This window comes from Pseudomonas entomophila (assembly GCF_029478665.1).
GTDB classification, from domain to species: Bacteria; Pseudomonadota; Gammaproteobacteria; order Pseudomonadales; family Pseudomonadaceae; genus Aquipseudomonas; species Aquipseudomonas entomophila_F.
The window spans coordinates 1-16,029 of the sequence record NZ_JARPQB010000071.1; the positions used below are offsets into that span (position 1 = coordinate 1).

At 64.4% G+C, this 16,029-nt stretch carries 17 protein-coding genes and 1 pseudogene; 14 read left to right on the plus strand and 4 right to left on the minus strand.

The annotated features are described in order from the left end of the window. The 8 genes from P5705_RS24690 to P5705_RS24725 form a co-directional block, all read left to right on the plus strand. Positions 1 to 383: hypothetical protein (locus tag P5705_RS24690; protein ID WP_277463512.1), on the plus strand; the 383-nt coding region annotated here is incomplete at its 5' end. Then, positions 309 to 1,404 (plus strand): peptide chain release factor 2 gene (prfB, locus tag P5705_RS24695; protein WP_011532563.1). Its coding sequence is split into 2 segments (ribosomal slippage): positions 309 to 380 and positions 382 to 1,404, totalling 1,095 coding nucleotides; the frame shifts between segments, so codons are not numbered across the junction. The genes P5705_RS24690 and prfB, both read left to right, overlap by 75 nt. A gap of 93 nt (positions 1,405 to 1,497) precedes the next feature. Continuing rightward, positions 1,498 to 3,000, plus strand: a complete 1,503-nt coding sequence (gene lysS / locus P5705_RS24700) for a lysine--tRNA ligase (RefSeq protein WP_277463501.1) — start codon at positions 1,498 to 1,500, stop codon at positions 2,998 to 3,000. A gap of 192 nt (positions 3,001 to 3,192) precedes the next feature. Then, a complete protein-coding gene (locus tag P5705_RS24705; protein WP_277463511.1) occupies positions 3,193 to 3,897 on the plus strand; it encodes a TetR/AcrR family transcriptional regulator in 705 nt (234 codons plus the stop codon). Positions 3,898 to 3,926: 29 nt separating this feature from the next. Then, on the plus strand, positions 3,927 to 4,475 hold the full coding sequence (locus tag P5705_RS24710) for a hypothetical protein (protein ID WP_277463502.1): 549 nt from the start codon (positions 3,927 to 3,929) through the stop codon (positions 4,473 to 4,475). A gap of 101 nt (positions 4,476 to 4,576) precedes the next feature. Further along, positions 4,577 to 5,854, plus strand: coding sequence for a flavohemoglobin expression-modulating QEGLA motif protein (locus tag P5705_RS24715; protein ID WP_240064745.1), 1,278 nt, complete (start codon positions 4,577 to 4,579; stop codon positions 5,852 to 5,854). Further along, on the plus strand, positions 5,826 to 6,749 hold the full coding sequence (locus P5705_RS24720; protein WP_277463503.1) for an alpha/beta hydrolase: 924 nt from the start codon (positions 5,826 to 5,828) through the stop codon (positions 6,747 to 6,749). Before P5705_RS24715 ends, P5705_RS24720 begins: the two co-directional genes overlap by 29 nt. Then, positions 6,746 to 7,072 carry a hypothetical protein gene (locus P5705_RS24725; protein ID WP_011532569.1) on the plus strand — a complete coding sequence of 109 codons (327 nt, stop codon included), beginning with the start codon at positions 6,746 to 6,748 and terminating at the stop codon, positions 7,070 to 7,072. The genes P5705_RS24720 and P5705_RS24725 overlap by 4 nt, the downstream gene beginning before the upstream one ends. Positions 7,073 to 7,365: 293 nt before the next feature. Here the strand turns inward: P5705_RS24725 and P5705_RS24730 are convergent, their stop codons facing one another. The 3 genes from P5705_RS24730 to P5705_RS24740 all read right to left on the minus strand — a co-directional run bounded on the left by P5705_RS24730 (position 7,366) and on the right by P5705_RS24740 (position 9,225). Further along, entirely contained in the window at positions 7,366 to 8,154 is a 789-nt protein-coding gene (locus P5705_RS24730) for an OmpA family protein (protein ID WP_277463504.1), read from the minus strand. 46 nt (positions 8,155 to 8,200) lie between these two features. Continuing rightward, the gene (locus P5705_RS24735; RefSeq protein ID WP_277463505.1) at positions 8,201 to 8,614 is read right to left on the minus strand and encodes a DUF4398 domain-containing protein; all 414 of its coding nucleotides are present in this window, start codon (positions 8,612 to 8,614) and stop codon (positions 8,201 to 8,203) included. 266 nt (positions 8,615 to 8,880) lie between these two features. Further along, the gene (locus P5705_RS24740) at positions 8,881 to 9,225 is read right to left on the minus strand and encodes a hypothetical protein (protein ID WP_011532572.1); all 345 of its coding nucleotides are present in this window, start codon (positions 9,223 to 9,225) and stop codon (positions 8,881 to 8,883) included. Between the two features lie 144 nt (positions 9,226 to 9,369). Between P5705_RS24740 and ppc the strand changes: the two genes are divergently transcribed. The 6 genes from ppc to P5705_RS24770 all read left to right on the plus strand — a co-directional run bounded on the left by ppc (position 9,370) and on the right by P5705_RS24770 (position 15,828). Further along, the gene (ppc, locus tag P5705_RS24745; RefSeq protein ID WP_277463506.1) at positions 9,370 to 11,997 is read left to right on the plus strand and encodes a phosphoenolpyruvate carboxylase; all 2,628 of its coding nucleotides are present in this window, start codon (positions 9,370 to 9,372) and stop codon (positions 11,995 to 11,997) included. 258 nt (positions 11,998 to 12,255) lie between these two features. Then, positions 12,256 to 12,906 (plus strand): adenylate kinase, encoded by a 651-nt coding sequence (gene adk / locus P5705_RS24750; RefSeq protein ID WP_277463507.1) that lies wholly within the window; start codon positions 12,256 to 12,258, stop codon positions 12,904 to 12,906. A 91-nt stretch (positions 12,907 to 12,997) separates the two neighbouring features. After that, the gene (gene tsaB / locus P5705_RS24755; protein WP_277463508.1) at positions 12,998 to 13,672 is read left to right on the plus strand and encodes a tRNA (adenosine(37)-N6)-threonylcarbamoyltransferase complex dimerization subunit type 1 TsaB; all 675 of its coding nucleotides are present in this window, start codon (positions 12,998 to 13,000) and stop codon (positions 13,670 to 13,672) included. Between the two features lie 131 nt (positions 13,673 to 13,803). Beyond that, positions 13,804 to 14,094, plus strand: a complete 291-nt coding sequence (locus P5705_RS24760; protein WP_011532576.1) for a hypothetical protein — start codon at positions 13,804 to 13,806, stop codon at positions 14,092 to 14,094. A 3-nt stretch (positions 14,095 to 14,097) separates the two neighbouring features. After that, a complete protein-coding gene (locus tag P5705_RS24765; protein ID WP_277463509.1) occupies positions 14,098 to 14,967 on the plus strand; it encodes a DUF72 domain-containing protein in 870 nt (289 codons plus the stop codon). A 30-nt stretch (positions 14,968 to 14,997) separates the two neighbouring features. Then, entirely contained in the window at positions 14,998 to 15,828 is an 831-nt protein-coding gene (locus tag P5705_RS24770; RefSeq protein ID WP_277463510.1) for an isocitrate lyase/PEP mutase family protein, read from the plus strand. Positions 15,829 to 15,839: 11 nt separating this feature from the next. On the opposite strand, the pseudogene P5705_RS24775 reads toward P5705_RS24770, so the two are convergent. Beyond that, positions 15,840 to 16,029 (minus strand): annotated as a pseudogene (locus P5705_RS24775) (energy transducer TonB); the annotation flags it as partial.

Consider the following 16,029-nt stretch of genomic DNA (forward strand, 5'->3'; position numbering starts at 1 on the left):
CTCAGCCTCCTGAAGTCGCGAAGTTACGGGCGGCGCCTGGACGGGCGCAGCTGTCGCTAGCTGACTGTGCGGCTAACCTCCTGATCGCCAAAGCCAAAGCCAAAGCCAAAGCCAAAGCCAAAGCCAAAGCCAAAGCCAAAGCCAAAGCCAAAGCCAAAGCCAAAGCCAAAGCCAAAGCCAAAGTCTGGGACCTGCTTATTAAGGCGCTGGAGGATTCCCGGTATACCGCCCGGCGGGTCTGCCGCCCGCCCGCGGACTCGGTTATACTCGCGGGCTTTTCACAGAATTCGCACGAGAGCTGCCCGCCCATGGAAATCCAACCGATCCTGAACACCATCAAGGACCTCACCGAGCGTTCCCAGTCCATTCGGGGGTATCTTTGACTACGATCACAAACATGATCGTCTGGTCGAAGTAAACCGCGAGCTGGAAGACGCCGCTGTCTGGAACAAGCCCGAGTACGCCCAGGCCTTGGGCCGCGAGCGCGCCATGCTGGCGCAGGTGGTCGAAACCCTGGACAAACTGTCCGGTGGCCTGGCCGACTGCCAGGACCTGCTCGACATGGCCGTCGAGGAAAATGACGAAGGCGCCGTCGGCGACGTCGTGACCGAGCTGGAAGGCCTGGAAGAGAAACTGGCCCAGCTCGAGTTCCGTCGCATGTTCAGCGGCGAGATGGACATGAACAACGCCTATCTCGACATCCAGGCCGGCTCCGGCGGCACAGAAGCCCAGGACTGGGCCAACATCCTGCTGCGCATGTACCTGCGCTGGGCCGACAAGCGCGGCTTCGATGCCACCATCATCGAACTCTCCGAAGGCGAGGTTGCCGGCATCAAGGGCGCCACCGTGCACATCAAGGGCGAGTACGCCTTCGGCTGGCTGCGCACCGAGATCGGCGTGCACCGCCTGGTGCGCAAGAGCCCGTTCGACTCCGGCGCCCGTCGCCACACCTCGTTCTCGGCGGTATTCGTCTCGCCCGAGATCGACGACAAGGTCGAGATCGAGATCAACCCGTCCGACCTGCGTATCGACACCTACCGCTCCTCCGGCGCCGGTGGTCAGCACGTGAACACCACCGACTCGGCGGTCCGTATCACCCACGTGCCCACCAACACCGTGGTGGCCTGCCAGAACGAGCGCTCCCAGCACGCCAACAAAGATACCGCCATGAAAATGCTGCGGGCCAAGTTGTACGAGTTGGAAATGCAGAAGCGCAACGCCGCCTCGCAGGCACTGGAAGACAGCAAGTCGGACATCGGCTGGGGCCACCAGATCCGCTCGTACGTACTTGATGACTCGCGCATCAAGGACCTGCGTACCGGCGTCGAGCGCAGCGACTGCCAGAAGGTCCTGGACGGCGACCTCGACCAGTATCTCGAAGCGAGCCTCAAGCAGGGGCTGTAATCCGCACACCACCGCCGCGATACGAGGCCGTCGGCCCGTATCGCGTGCCCTGCCCGACAGGGGCAACGAACACCTGATGGAAAGAATGACGACATGAGCGACCTCAAGACCGAAGCGCAAGACCTGCAACAGGAAGAAAACGCCCTGATCGCCCTGCGCAAGGAAAAACTTGCCGCCGAGCGCACGAAAGGCAATGCCTTCCCCAACGACTTCCGCCGCGACAGCTACTGCAACGACCTGCAGAAACAGTACGCGGACAAGACCAAGGAAGAGCTGGAAGCAGCCGCCATCCCGGTCAAGGTCGCCGGTCGCATCATGCTCAACCGTGGCTCGTTCATGGTCATCCAGGACATGACTGGCCGCATCCAGGTCTACGTCAACCGCAAGACCCTGTCGGAAGACACCCTCGCGGCGGTCAAGACCTGGGACCTGGGCGACATCATCAGCGCCGAAGGCACCCTGGCCCGTTCCGGCAAGGGCGACCTGTACGTCGAGATGACCAACGTGCGCCTGCTGACCAAGTCGCTGCGCCCGCTGCCGGACAAGCACCACGGCCTGACCGATACTGAACAGCGCTACCGCCAGCGCTACGTCGACCTGATGGTCAACGAGGAAACCCGCCACACCTTCCGCGTGCGTTCGCAGGTGATCTCGCATATCCGCAAGTTCCTCATCGAGCGCGACTTCCTCGAAGTCGAAACCCCGATGCTGCAGACCATTCCGGGCGGCGCCGCGGCCAAGCCGTTCGAAACCCACCACAACGCGCTGGACATGGCCATGTTCCTGCGCATCGCGCCTGAGCTCTACCTCAAGCGGCTCGTTGTTGGTGGTTTTGAAAAAGTGTTCGAGATCAACCGCAACTTCCGCAACGAAGGCGTCTCGACCCGGCACAACCCCGAGTTCACCATGCTCGAGTTCTACCAGGCCTACGCCGACTACCGCGACAACATGGACCTCACCGAGGAACTGTTCCGCGAGCTGGCGCAGCTGGTGCTGGGCAGCACCGACGTACCGTACGGCGACAAGGTGTTCCACTTCGGCGAGCCGTTCGTGCGCCTGTCGGTGTTCGACTCCATCCTCAAGTACAACCCGGAGCTCACCGCCGCCGACCTGCAGGACGTCGACCGTGCCCGCGAGATCGCCAAGAAGGCCGGCGCCAAGGTGCTGGGCCATGAAGGCCTGGGCAAGCTGCAGGTGATGATTTTCGAAGAGCTGGTCGAGCACAAGCTGGAGCAGCCGCACTTCATCACCGAGTACCCGTTCGAAGTCTCGCCGCTGGCCCGTCGCAACGACGAAAACCCGGCCGTGACCGACCGCTTCGAGCTGTTCATCGGTGGCCGCGAGATCGCCAACGCCTACTCCGAGCTCAATGACGCCGAAGACCAGGCCGAGCGTTTCCTCGCCCAGGTCGCCGAGAAAGACGCCGGCGACGACGAGGCCATGCACTACGACGCCGACTTCGTCCGTGCGCTGGAATACGGCATGCCGCCGACTGCCGGTGAAGGCATTGGTATCGACCGTTTGGTGATGCTGCTGACCAACTCGCCGTCGATCCGCGACGTGATCCTGTTCCCGCACATGCGTCCACAGGCCTGAGCGATGTGAACAAGCCGCCTTTCGAGGCGGCTTTTTCTTGCCTGAAGCTTTATGTTGTTTGTACTGGCCCTATCGCGGCTGAAGCCGCTCCCACAGGTATCCGCTGTCCTGTAGGAGCGGCTTCAGCCGCGATAGGGCCGGCACAGGCAGCAGATGACTCGAACTATGAGGTACCGCCCCGTGACCCCCGCCATGCCCCACCAGGGCGCCGCCGGCATCGCCACCGCCGTCGCCGAAAGCGTGCAGTACCAAGGCCGCAAGACCGCCCGCCAGGGCAGCGAGCAGCGCCGCCAGCAAATTCTCGACGCCGCCATGCGCATCGTCGTGCGCGATGGCGTGCGTGGCGTGCGCCACCGCGCCGTGGCCGCCGAGGCCGGCGTGCCGCTGTCGGCCACCACTTACTATTTCAAGGATATCCAGGACCTGCTGGCCGACACCTTCGCCCAGTACGTCGAGCGCAGCGCGGCCTACATGGCCAAGCTGTGGGCCAACACCGAAGGCGTGCTGCGCCAGTTGCTGGCCCAGGGCGACGGCACGCCCGAGGCCCGGGCGCATCTGGCCGACGAAGTGGCGCGCATGCTGGCCGACTACGTCCTGCGCCAGCTCAACAACCGCCGCGACTTCCTCATGGCCGAGCAGGCCTTCCGCCAGGAGGCGCTGCTGTGCCCACGGCTGGCGGAACTGGTGCAGGCCCACGAGCAGATCCTGCTGCATGGCGCGCGGCAGATTCTCCAGGTGGTCGGCTCGCGCCAACCCGAGCAGGACGCCCAGATGTTGACGGCGATAATCGAGCAGATGGAATATCAGGGCCTGCTCAAGCCTGCGGATGCGCCGGCCGATGAGCAGATGCTCGCTATCCTTGTCCGATACCTGCAGATGGTGCTGGCATCGGCCTGAGCGGCGCACGAATTTCCAAGGAGAAGCGGATGAAAGCCTGGCGTGTGGTGTTGTTGACGGTGTCATTCCTCCTGCTGGGCGGTTGTCTGGTGACCTTCGACGAACCGCTTCCGAGCAACCAGGCTGCGCCCAAGGCCCTGCTGGGCCAGTGGAGCAGCAGGGATGCCTGGGGCAAGCCGCTGAAGCTGAGTATCAGCCGTGCGGGTGGCAACACCTACAAGGCCGTGGCACGTGCCCAGGGCAAGCCGCCCGAGGAGTACGCCTTCACCGTGGCCCGTCACGGCAACCGCTGGTACCTGTCGGCGGGCGTGCCCAAGCACTTGGGTGGCCGGTTCCTGATCGGCGGTTTCGAGGTGGTCGATGGCAAGCAGCTGGTGCTCTACAACCTCGATGTCGAGCAGGTGCAGCAGGCGGTGGACAAGAAGGAACTGAGCGGGCGCAGCACCGAGGTACCGGAGGACAACGGCCCTGGCGTGCTGATCGACAGCCCGTCGGAGCGGGTCCTGGCCTATCTGGACGACCCGGCCAACTCCGACCTGTTCGTCGAAGTGGCGCGCTTTGAGCGCGTGGCTAAATAGCATGGGCTGTTCGCCGACAAGGTCACTGTTCCGCTAGGAGCCGGCTTGCCGGCGAACAAGGCCCGACTGATTGCAGGGCAATCCGATTCAAGGAGTCCCCGGTGGACGATTACCAGCAGACCATACGCGCACTGTCCGATCGCATCGTCACCGCGCAGACCCCCATCCGCGTGCTCGACGCGGTGAAGTGGGACGACGGCATCCGCCAGGGCTTTCTCAAGGCCAAGGGCAAGGAGCCTCCGGCGGTGGACCGCGCGTACTACCAGAACCGCCCGTTGTCGTTCGACTCCAGCGCGGTGAAGGCCGAGTTCCAGAACATCGAGCGCGATATCACTCGCCAGCTTGGCCAGTTCAACCCGGTCGGGCAGATCATGCGGCGCATGTGCAAGGAGTACCGCATGGTCGTGCGCATGCTCGAAGCGCGCGGTACCGAGGACTTCGGGCTGATCTCCCAGGAGCTCTACGGTGCCGCCTCAGACGCGTTCCATGCCGGCGACCCGACGCTTGCCGACCTGGGGCTGATGCTCTCGGACTACCTCAACAATATCGATGGCCGTGGCGACCTGAAGGACGAGCCGAAGAACCTCACCGCGAAGGAGGCCGTGGAAATCCTCCAGCGCCGCCTGAACAAGGTGTTCGGCGAGGCGGAGGAAACCATCCGCGTGTTCGAGTCCGACGGCATCGTTGCCGATGCCGCGGCCGGCGCCGACTACATCAAGGTGCGCGCCGACGCCATGTTCAACAGCCGTGACGTGCGTGCGCTCGAAGTGCACGAGGGCCTGGTGCATGTCGGCACCACCCTCAACGGCCTGAACCAGCCGATCTGCACCTTCCTGGCCAAGGGCCCGCCCTCGTCCACGGTGACCCAGGAAGGCCTGGCCATTCTCATGGAGGTGATCGCCTTCGCCTCCTACCCCAGCCGCCTGCGCAAGCTGACCAACCGCACCCGCGCCATTCACATGGTCGAGGAGGGCGCCGACTTCATGCAGGTCTACGAGTTCTTCCGTGGCCAGGGTTTCGAGATGGGCCAGAGCTACAGCAATGCCAGCCGGGTGTTCCGTGGTTCGGTGCCCAATGGGCTGCCATTCACCAAGGACTTGTCCTACCTCAAGGGCTTCATCATGGTTTACAACTACATTCAGTTGGCCGTGAAGAAGGGCAAGCTGGAGCAGATCCCGTTGCTGTTCTGCGGCAAGACCACCCTGGAAGACATGCGTACCCTGCGCCAGCTGGTCGAGGAAGGCCTGGTGGAGCCGCCCAAGTACCTGCCGGAGCAGTTCCGCGACCTCAACGCGCTGTCGGCATGGATGTGTTTCTCCAACTTCCTCAACCACCTGAGCCTGGACCGCATTGAAGCCGACTACGCGAACATTCTCTGACGCCTGCCGTCACCTCGCTGTCGGCCTCGGGCTGCTGCTGTTGGGCGGCTGCAGCAGCCTGCTGTTCTACCCCGAGCCCGGCCAGCCGTTCACCCCGGAAAAGGCCCGCCTGCAATACCAGGACCTGACGATTACCGCTGCAGATGGCACGCGCCTGCACGCCTGGTGGCTGCCGGCGAAGGAGGGTGTCGAGGTCAAGGGCACCGTGCTGCACCTGCATGGAAATGGCGGCAATCTCGCCATGCACCTCGGAGGTAGCTATTGGTTGCCGAAGGAAGGGTATCAAGTGCTGATGCTCGATTACCGTGGTTATGGGCTGTCCCAGGGCAAGGCAACCCTTCCGGCGGTATATGGCGATATCGAGGCGGCGCTGGCCTGGCTCGACAAGGCACCGCAGGTGCAGGGCAAGCCCCTGGTGCTGCTGGGCCAGAGCCTGGGCGGCGCCATGGCCATCCACTACCTGGCGCAGCACCCCGAGCAGCGCCGGCGCTTCAGCGCCCTGGTGTTCGATGGCGTACCCGCCAGTTACCGCGCGGTGGGGCGTTATGCCCTCAGTACTTCGTGGATGACCTGGCCGTTGCAGGTGCCGCTGTCCTGGCTGGTGCCCGACGGCGACAGCGCGATCAACTCGATCGAGCGCCTGGGCAGCCCGCCAAAGCTGTTCTTTCACAGCATCGATGATCACCTCGTTCCGCTGGAGAATGGCCTGCGCCTGTACCGGCATGCACCGCCGCCTCGCGTGTTGCAACTGACCCGCGGCGACCATGTGCAGACCTTCGCCGACCCGACCTGGCGCCAGGTGATGCTGCGTTTCCTGGATGACCCCACGCATTTCAACGGCCTGCGCCGCCTGGCCGAAGTTCCCAATTACCCTGACGAGAAGAACGCGCAATGAGTGAAGAACGCAACGCCATCCCGCTGATCCTGACCGGCATCGGCAGCATCATCGTGACGGTGGGAACCCTCTGGTACTACGGCTACCTGCATTTCGCCAAGCCACAGGACGCCTTGTTGCTGCAAGACTTCACCATGCTCAAGACCATCCCGGGCGAGGACTACAAGGTGTCGCTGGACCCGGCGCCGCAGGTGGCGCAATGCGTGGATGGCGTGCTGGTGCTGTTCGACACCCAGCAGAAGGGGCTGACCGGCGTGCTGGTGGACAACCGCAAACGCGCGGTGCGCTGCATGGGGCAGGAGACGCCGCAGCAGGTGCAGTGAGTCGGGCGTGTGGTCGCAGAGGTGTAGCGCCGGCGAGATCGAGCGCCGCCTTTGCGGCGCATCGCGGATGAATCCGCTCCTACAGGCAGCCGAAACATCGCGTAGGGCCAATCGGGCGGGCATGTTGCAAAAGGTGTAGGAGCGGATTCATCCGCGATGCGCCGCGAAGGCGGCGCTCAATCTGGAGTGCGCTGCAAGCCTGTCGCCTAGCACTTCGCGACACACCATGATTTGAGCGCCAGCACGAAAAACCCCGCCATTAAAGGCGGGGTTCCTCACTCAAGCATCAGCCGTTACTGAATCTGGCTCACCGTACGCGGCGCCACCGGCTGGTTGTCGTTGGAGATGGTCACCTCCACCCGACGGTTCTGCGCGCGCCCGGAGTTGCTGGTGTTGTCCGCCACCGGATACTCCTTGCCATAGCCCTGGGCAACGATGCGCGCCGGGTCCACGCCCGCCCGCACCAGCGCCATGCGCACGCTGTTGGCGCGACGTTCCGACAGGGTCTGGTTGTAGTTGGCCGAGCCGACGCTGTCGGTGTAGCCCTCGATGATCACCTTGCGCTCCGGGTTCTCCTGGAGGAACTGCGCCAGCTTGGTGATGTTCGGGTAGGCGCTGCCCTTGAGGTTGGCCTTGTTGAAGTCGAACAGCACGTCACCGAAGGTCACCAGGGTGCCGCGGTCGGTCTGCTTGGCGTTCAGGCTGTCCTGCAGCTTCTTGATCTGCGCGTCGCGGGCATCGAGCTTGGCCTGGGCGCGCTGGGCCGAGGCATTTTTCAGCTCGGCTTCGGCGGTGCGCAGGGCGATGGTCTGCTTGGCCACTTCGACACGCTGGTTGGTGAGGTAGGCGAGCTGGTCGACCTTCTTCTCGTTCTCACGCTCCATGTAGGCCTTGTCGGCCTTGTTCAGCCAGTCCTGGGCGTCCTTGGTCTCGAGCGCGGCGACCTTGCTCGACTGCGGATCGCTCTGCAGCGCGGAGAAATTGGTGCGGGCCGACTCGAGGTTGGCGTTCGGGTCGTGGGAGCAGGCGGCCAGGCCTACGCTCAGGGCCAGCAGGGCGGGAATCATGACGTAGTTGCGCATAGTGTTCATCCTTTGATCTTCAAGAGGGGGTCAGTGGCCGGCAGGCTCATTCAGCGCTGCGCAGGCCTTCCTCACGCACGTCGCGGACACCCTGGCGAGCATCCTGCAGGGCTTTCTGGGCCTTGGCCGCCTGGGCCTTGCGCTCGGCGACGCGGGCGTCCCACTCGGCTTGCTCGGCCAGCAGTTTGGCCTGGTCGTACTGTTTGTCGTGCATGGCGATCTCGGCCTGCTTGAACTTGTCCTGGGCTGCTTTCATTTCCACCGCCGCGAACTCGGTGCCGCCGGCGCTCACCGCCGAATTGACCGCCGATTGGGTCACGGCGTATTGCTCGGAGGGCGGATTGCCGGCGCAACCGGCCAGCACCAGGCTGCTACCCAGCGCCAGGGCGGCCAGCTTGAGCCCGCGCAGGTGGGTGGAGGTGGGGGGTGCGATGCGGGTCTTCATGATGGTCAACTCCATGGGGTCACTCCTGTTAACGACGATGTCCGCAAAGGGGCCACCGCTGTTTCCCTGTGCCAAGACGAGCGCGGCAACGTCTGTGTCCACAAGGTTTGGCCGTGATGGCTATTGGCTGTGACCGAGGTGTTTTTTCAAAGGTTCAGAAAAATTCGCACGCTAACGATATTTTTTTCTGACTAATCAGTCAGCGCGAAAAGGCTGGAACTTTTCGGCTGTAGGAGGGGTATCCGAGGCCCTTGGGCAGGGCCTCGGTCGAAAAGGGGAGGTCAGTGGCGCTTGTTCTTTTCCAGGCTGCCGAGGGCTTGCAGATGGCGCCTGGACAGGGCCAGGAAGCGTGGGGTCGGGCCGATATCCTCATACAACGGATCACCTTCCTCATCGGTGGCGATCACTTGCTGGCCCTTGATGTAGGGAAAGCTGGCCTCCAGTTCCTCGAGTGCCGCGGCAACCAGTTCGCCCAGCAGTTCCTCGGGGCTGCGCTTGGGGTACATCTCGATCAGCGCGGCCAGGCGCGCTTCGGCTTCCATGTCCAGGTGCAGGACATGGCCGGTGGGGCTCAGGCGTCCGGCGGCATTCTGTTCCCAGTGCTGGGCGAGTTCGCGGATTTTCATGATGACCTCTGTCAAAGCCTTGAAAGGGGCATTGCTTCGGATGACCTTCCTTCACTTTAGTTGCTTTGATGGTTCGCGGCTTGCCAGCCGAGGCTTGCCATAGGCACTCTTGGGACCTGCTGTTTCCTGGAGTGGAGAAGCCCGATGAGCGATATCGATCAGCGCCTGCGTGAGGATGTGCATCTGTTGGGGGAACTGCTCGGCGAGACCATTCGCCAGCAGCATGGCGAGGCGTTCCTGCAGAAGATCGAGGACATCCGCCACAGCGCCAAGGCCGACCGGCGCGGGGAGGGCGAGCAGCTCAGTTCCACCCTTGGTGACCTGGCCGAAGAAGACCTGCTGCCGGTGGCGCGGGCGTTCAACCAGTTCCTCAACCTGGCCAACATCGCCGAACAGTACCAGTTGATCCATCGTCGCGACGCCCACCAGCCGGAACCGTTCGAGGCCCGCGTACTCCCTGAGCTGCTGGCGCGGTTGAAAGCGGCCGGCCACGGCAACGACGCCCTGGCCCGGCAGTTGGCCAAGCTCGACATCCAGCTGGTGTTAACGGCCCACCCGACCGAAGTGGCGCGTCGCACGCTGATCCAGAAGTACGACGCCATCGCCGGGCAGTTGGCTGCGCAGGATCACCGCGACCTGATTCCCGCTGAACGCCAGCAAGTGCGCGAGCGCCTGCGCCGGCTGATCGCCGAGGCCTGGCACACCGAAGAGATCCGGCGCACCCGGCCCACGCCGGTGGATGAAGCCAAATGGGGCTTCGCGGTGATCGAGCACTCCTTGTGGCAAGCGGTGCCCAATCACCTGCGCAAGGTCGACAAGGCGCTGTTCGAGGCCACCGGCCTGCGCCTGCCGCTGGAGTCGGCGCCGGTGCGTTTCGCCTCGTGGATGGGCGGCGACCGTGACGGCAACCCCAACGTGACGGCTGCCGTCACCCGGGAAGTCCTGCTATTGGCGCGCTGGATGGCGGCCGACCTGTTCCTGCGCGATATCGACTACCTGGCCGCCGAGCTCTCGATGCAGCAGGCCAGCGACGCCCTGCGCGAGCAGGTCGGCGACAGTGCCGAACCCTACCGCGCGCTGCTCAAGCAACTGCGCGACCGTCTGCGTGCCACTCGCGCCTGGGCCCATGCCTCGCTGGCGGGTACGCAGCCTGCCAGTGCCGCGGTGTTGGTGGACAACCGCGACCTGATCGCATCGCTGGAGTTGTGCTACCAGTCGCTGCACGCCTGCGGCATGGGCGTGATCGCCGATGGCCCGTTGCTCGACTGTTTGCGGCGGGCGGTGACCTTCGGCTTGTTCCTGGTACGCCTGGATGTTCGTCAGGACGCCGCCCGGCACCGCGACGCGCTGTCTGAAATCACCGATTACCTGGGCCTTGGACGGTACACCGACTGGGACGAAGAGCGCCGCATCGAGTTCCTCCAGCACGAGCTGAAGAACCGCCGGCCATTACTGCCGGCGCACTTCAAGCCGGCTGCCGAGACGGCCGAGGTACTGGCCACCTGTCGTGAGATCGCGGCCGCGCCGGCCGCTTCGCTGGGCTCTTATGTGATTTCCATGGCCGGCGCCGCTTCAGATGTGCTGGCGGTTCAGTTGCTGCTCAAGGAAGCCGGGCTGACCCGGCCGATGCGCGTGGTGCCACTGTTCGAGACCCTGGCCGACCTGGACAACGCCGGGCCGGTGATGGAGCGCTTGCTGGGGTTGCCGGGCTATCGCGCGGGGTTGCACGGCCCGCAGGAAGTGATGATCGGCTACTCCGACTCGGCCAAGGATGCCGGCACCACGGCGGCTGCGTGGGCCCAGTATCGTGCCCAGGAGAACCTGGTGCGTATCTGCCGCGAGCACCAGGTCGAGCTGCTGCTGTTCCATGGCCGTGGTGGCACGGTGGGGCGCGGCGGTGGCCCGGCCCACGCGGCGATCCTGTCGCAGCCGCCAGGCTCGGTAGGAGGCCGTTTCCGCACCACCGAGCAGGGCGAGATGATCCGCTTCAAGTTCGGCCTCCCGGGCATCGCCGAACAGAACCTCAACCTGTACCTCGCCGCCGTGCTGGAGGCGACCTTGCTGCCGCCGCCACCGCCTGAGCCCGCCTGGCGCGCACTGATGGACCAACTGGCCGCCGACGGCGTGAAGGCTTACCGTGGCGTGGTGCGGGACAACCCGGACTTCGTCGAGTACTTCCGCCAGTCCACTCCGGAGCAGGAACTCGGGCGCCTGCCGCTGGGCAGCCGCCCGGCCAAGCGTCGCGCCGGAGGGATCGAGAGCTTGCGGGCGATCCCGTGGATCTTCGGCTGGACCCAGACCCGGCTGATGCTGCCGGCCTGGTTGGGTTGGGAGACTGCATTGAACAATGCACTGGCGCGGGGGCAGGCCGACCTGCTGGCGCAGATGCGCGAGCAGTGGCCGTTCTTCCGCACCCGCATCGATATGCTCGAGATGGTCCTGGCCAAGGCCGACGCGCAGATCGCCGAAGCCTACGACGAACGTCTGGTGCAACCGCAACTGCTACCGTTGGGCGTGCACCTGCGCGACCTATTGTCGCAGTCGTGCCAGGTGGTGCTGGGCTTGACCGGGCAGCAGGTGCTACTGGCGCACAGCCCCGAAACCCTGGAATTCATCCGCCTGCGCAACACCTACCTGGACCCGTTGCACCGCTTGCAGGCCGAGCTGCTGGCCCGTTCTCGCAGCCGCGAAGCCGCTCTGGACAGCCCGCTGGAGCAGGCCTTGCTGGTCACCGTGGCCGGTATTGCCGCCGGTTTGCGCAACACCGGCTGAATTGCCCTGGAGGTTCGCGCGCGTACTGTACCTGCCGCTGTCAGGCAGGGCAGGGATGGCTGGTTGCGCTGGGCGCAACCAGCCCCCCGGCGGGCCGCGATTGGCGCGTTCCTGCCACTTTGGGACGCTTGTCGGGGGGGCGGGCGCTGTGTATCTTGAGCAGCCTTTTGACCGATTTTGCGGTCTCGTCCGATTTTCCGGAGTTGGCCTTGTGCGCCGAATCCGTTGATTTGCATAGAAAAATATGAGGAGCACAAGATGCGCGTAATTCTGCTGGGAGCTCCCGGGGCCGGTAAAGGTACTCAGGCAAAGTTCATCACCGAGAAGTTCGGTATTCCACAGATCTCCACCGGTGACATGCTGCGTGCCGCCGTCAAGGCCGGTACCCCGCTTGGCCTGGAGCTCAAGAAAGTCATGGATGCCGGCCAGCTGGTCTCCGACGAGCTGATCATCAGCCTGGTCAAGGAGCGCATCGCCCAGGCGGACTGCGCCAAAGGCTGCCTGTTCGACGGCTTCCCGCGCACCATCCCGCAAGCTGAAGCCATGGTCGCCGCCGGTGTCGACATCGACGCCGTGGTCGAGATCGCCGTGGACGACGAAGAAATCGTCGGCCGTATGGCCGGCCGCCGTGTGCACCTGGCTTCGGGCCGCACCTACCACATCGTCTACAACCCGCCGAAAGTCGAAGGCAAGGACGATGTCACCGGTGAAGAGCTGATCCAGCGTGACGACGACCGGGAAGAAACCGTGCGTCATCGCCTGTCGGTCTACCACAGCCAGACCAAGCCGCTGGTGGACTTCTACCAGAAGCTGTCGGCCGCGAACGCCGGCAAGCCGAAGTACAGCCATATCGAAGGTGTCGGTTCGGTCGAGTCGATCACTGCCAAGGTGCTGGCCGCTCTGAGCTGATCCAACACCGTGCGTCACGACGGCCCGCTTGCGGGCCGTTGTCGTTTATACTGCCGCTCTTTTTCCCCCTGTCGCCTGGATACCGCGTTCGATGACCACCCTGCTGGCCCTGGATACCGCCACCGAAGCCTGTTCCGTCGCCCTGCTGCATGATGGCAAGGTAACCAGTCATTACGAGGTCATCCCGCGCATGCATGCGCAGAAGCTGCTGCCCATGATCAAGCAGTTGCTGGCCGATGCCGGTGTGGCGTTGAACGCTGTCGATGCCATCGCTTTTGGTCGCGGGCCAGGCGCTTTCACCGGCGTGCGCATCGCCATCGGCGTGGTCCAGGGGCTGGCCTTCGCCCTGGAGCGTCCGGTGTTGCCGGTATCGAACCTGGCTGCGTTGGCCCAGGGCGCGTTGCGCGAGCGTGGCGTGCAGCAGGTGGCGGCGGCCATCGATGCGCGCATGGACGAGGTGTACTGGGGTTGCTACCAGGCGCAGCAGGGCGAGATGCGCCTGGTCGGCCAGGAAATGGTATTGCCACCGGAGCGTGTTGTATTGCCTGCCGGATTAAGCGGCGAGTGGTTCGGTGCCGGTACCGGCTGGGGCTACGCCGAGCGTCTGGCGGCGCAGGTCAGTGCCAGCGATGCGGCTGCGTTGCCCAACGCCCTGGATATCCTCAGCCTGGCAGCTTATGCCTGGAACCGAGGCGAGGCTGTCGCCGCCGAGCAGGCGCAACCGGTATACCTGCGCGATAATGTAGCTACGCCCAAGGCGCGCTGAGGCATTTCGTCGGCTATCGCCGTTCGAGATAAAACCTTTTGCGCGAACTGTGGTCCAGTTATCAGTTCGGGCATTAGCGATGGATCCCTGATGCTGCTAAATTGCCATCATTGATTCCGAGTGCCCAGTCCATGCGTATCGACGGCTTTTCCTCGCAGAGCTACCCCATCAAGCGCGCACCGCGCAAGGCGTCGGTGCGTGACGAAGCCGTCGACGAAGCCGATGCCGAGATCATCGACGAAGTCGAGGTCCAGGTGGCCCGTAGCAAAAGCCGTGGCAGCAACCTGCCAGCCCGCCAGCAGGACCTGATCTTCCCCCGTGCCCGCGACCGGCGCACTTCCACCGCCCTGGCCAGCTACCTGACCACCGCGGGCTTCACCGATTGGGAGATGGAAGTGCTGGGGCTGGACCTGTACATTTGATGGATGACACCATCACCCCTCCCTTACTACCTCGGTTGTCCGTCCTGGAGCGAAAACGCCTGGCGCGACTACCTGTACCCCACTGATTCCCGCCCCACTGAATTTCTCGGCCTGTACAGCCAAGTGTTCAATGCCGTCGAAGGCAACACCACCTTCTATGCCCGTCCTGCACCCGCCACCGTGGAGCGCTGGGCCCAGGTCATGCCGCCCGGCTTTCGCTTTACCGCCAAGTTTCCCGGCGACGTCAGCCATGGCGGCGATCTGCGTGCCCAGCTCGATTCGGCAATTGATTTCACCCGTTTGATGGCACCGCTGGGTGAGCGGGTATCGCCTTACTGGCTGCAGTTGCCCGCGCAGTTCGGGCCGGCGCGCATGGGCGAACTGGCCCATTTTCTCGACGAAGTCGGCGTGCCGGTGGCGGTGGAGGTGCGCAACGATGCGTTCTTCGCCCGGGGCGAGGAGGAGCGCCTGCTCAACCGGCTGCTGCATGAGCGGGGCGTCGAGCGTATCTGCCTGGACCCGCGCGCCCTGTTCAGTTGCGTCTCGCGTGATCCCGCTGTGCTGCATGCCCAGGCCAAGAAACCCAAGGTGCCACCGCGCCCTTGCGCCTTCAGCCAACACCCGCAGGTGCGCTTCATCGGCCACCCTGAGCTGGCCGCCAATGAAACTTTCCTCACCCCTTGGGTCGACAAGGTCGCGGCCTGGATCGAGGAGGGGCGTAGCCCGTACATGTTCTTGCATACCTCGGACAACCGCCTGGCCGCCGCCCTGGCCCGGCACTTCCATCAGCGCCTGATGGCGCGCTTGCCCGGGTTGGCCGGGTTGCCGGAATTGCCACGCGCTCCAGAGGTCGAACAACTAGGGCTACTCTGACCACACTGTTGATTTGCCGGAGGTTGAACCATGGATGTGCAAACCCTACGAGCCGAGGCCTTCAAGGCGCTGCATGAGCGTGAGGGCGCGTTCGTCATCCCCAACCCGTGGGATGCCGGCTCCGCCAAGCTGCTGGCGAGCCTGGGCTTCGAGGCATTGGCCAGTACCAGTGCGGGCCTGGCATTCAGCCTGGGGCGACCGGATGCGGAAGGTGCCCTGACCCTCGATGAAACCCTCGCCAACGCCCAGTCGATTGTCGACGCCACGCCTTTGCCAGTGGCGGCGGACCTGGAGAATGGCTTCGCCGACCTGCCCGAGGAATGTGCCGAGGCTATTCTGCGCGCCGCTGAGGTGGGCTTGGTTGGCGGCTCGATCGAAGATGCCAGTGGCCGGAGCGATGTGCCCATCTACGATTTCGAGCTTTCCATCGCCCGGGTGCGCGCCGCCGTGCAGGCCGCACGCAGTCTGTCGTTCCCCTTTACCCTCTGTGCCCGCGCCGAAAACCTGCTGCATGGGCGTCTGGACCTGGACGACACCATCAAGCGTCTGCAGGCCTATGCCGAAGCCGGTGCCGATGTGTTGTACGCACCTGGCCTGCGCAGCGTCGATGAAATCCGTGCGGTGGTCCAGGCGGTGGCGCCGAAGCCGGTGAATGTGCTGATGGGCGTGCCGGGTGTGGGGCTGAGCGTGAACCAGTTGCAGGACCTGGGCGTGCGGCGCATCAGCGTGGGTTCGTCACTGGCGCGCGCCGCATTGGGCGCATTCCAGCGAGCGGCGCAGGAAATCCGCGAACAGGGTACGTTTGCCTATGGTGAGCAGGCCTTGCCATTCGCCGAACTCAACGAACTGTTTCGCCGTTAAGGCAGTGGCAATCAGGCCTGCACGCGAACGTTGTTGAGGACCACCGGGCGCGCCCAGTGGGTATCGAACTCCAGTTCGTTCTGCTGTTTGGCGAGGGTGGGTGCGTCGAAGGGTTCCGGTGCCGGGTCGAGCAGGTTCACCTCGAACTCGGCGATCGGCAGGAACAAAGGGCGGGGCGAGGGGGCCGGGCCAGGCTCGGGC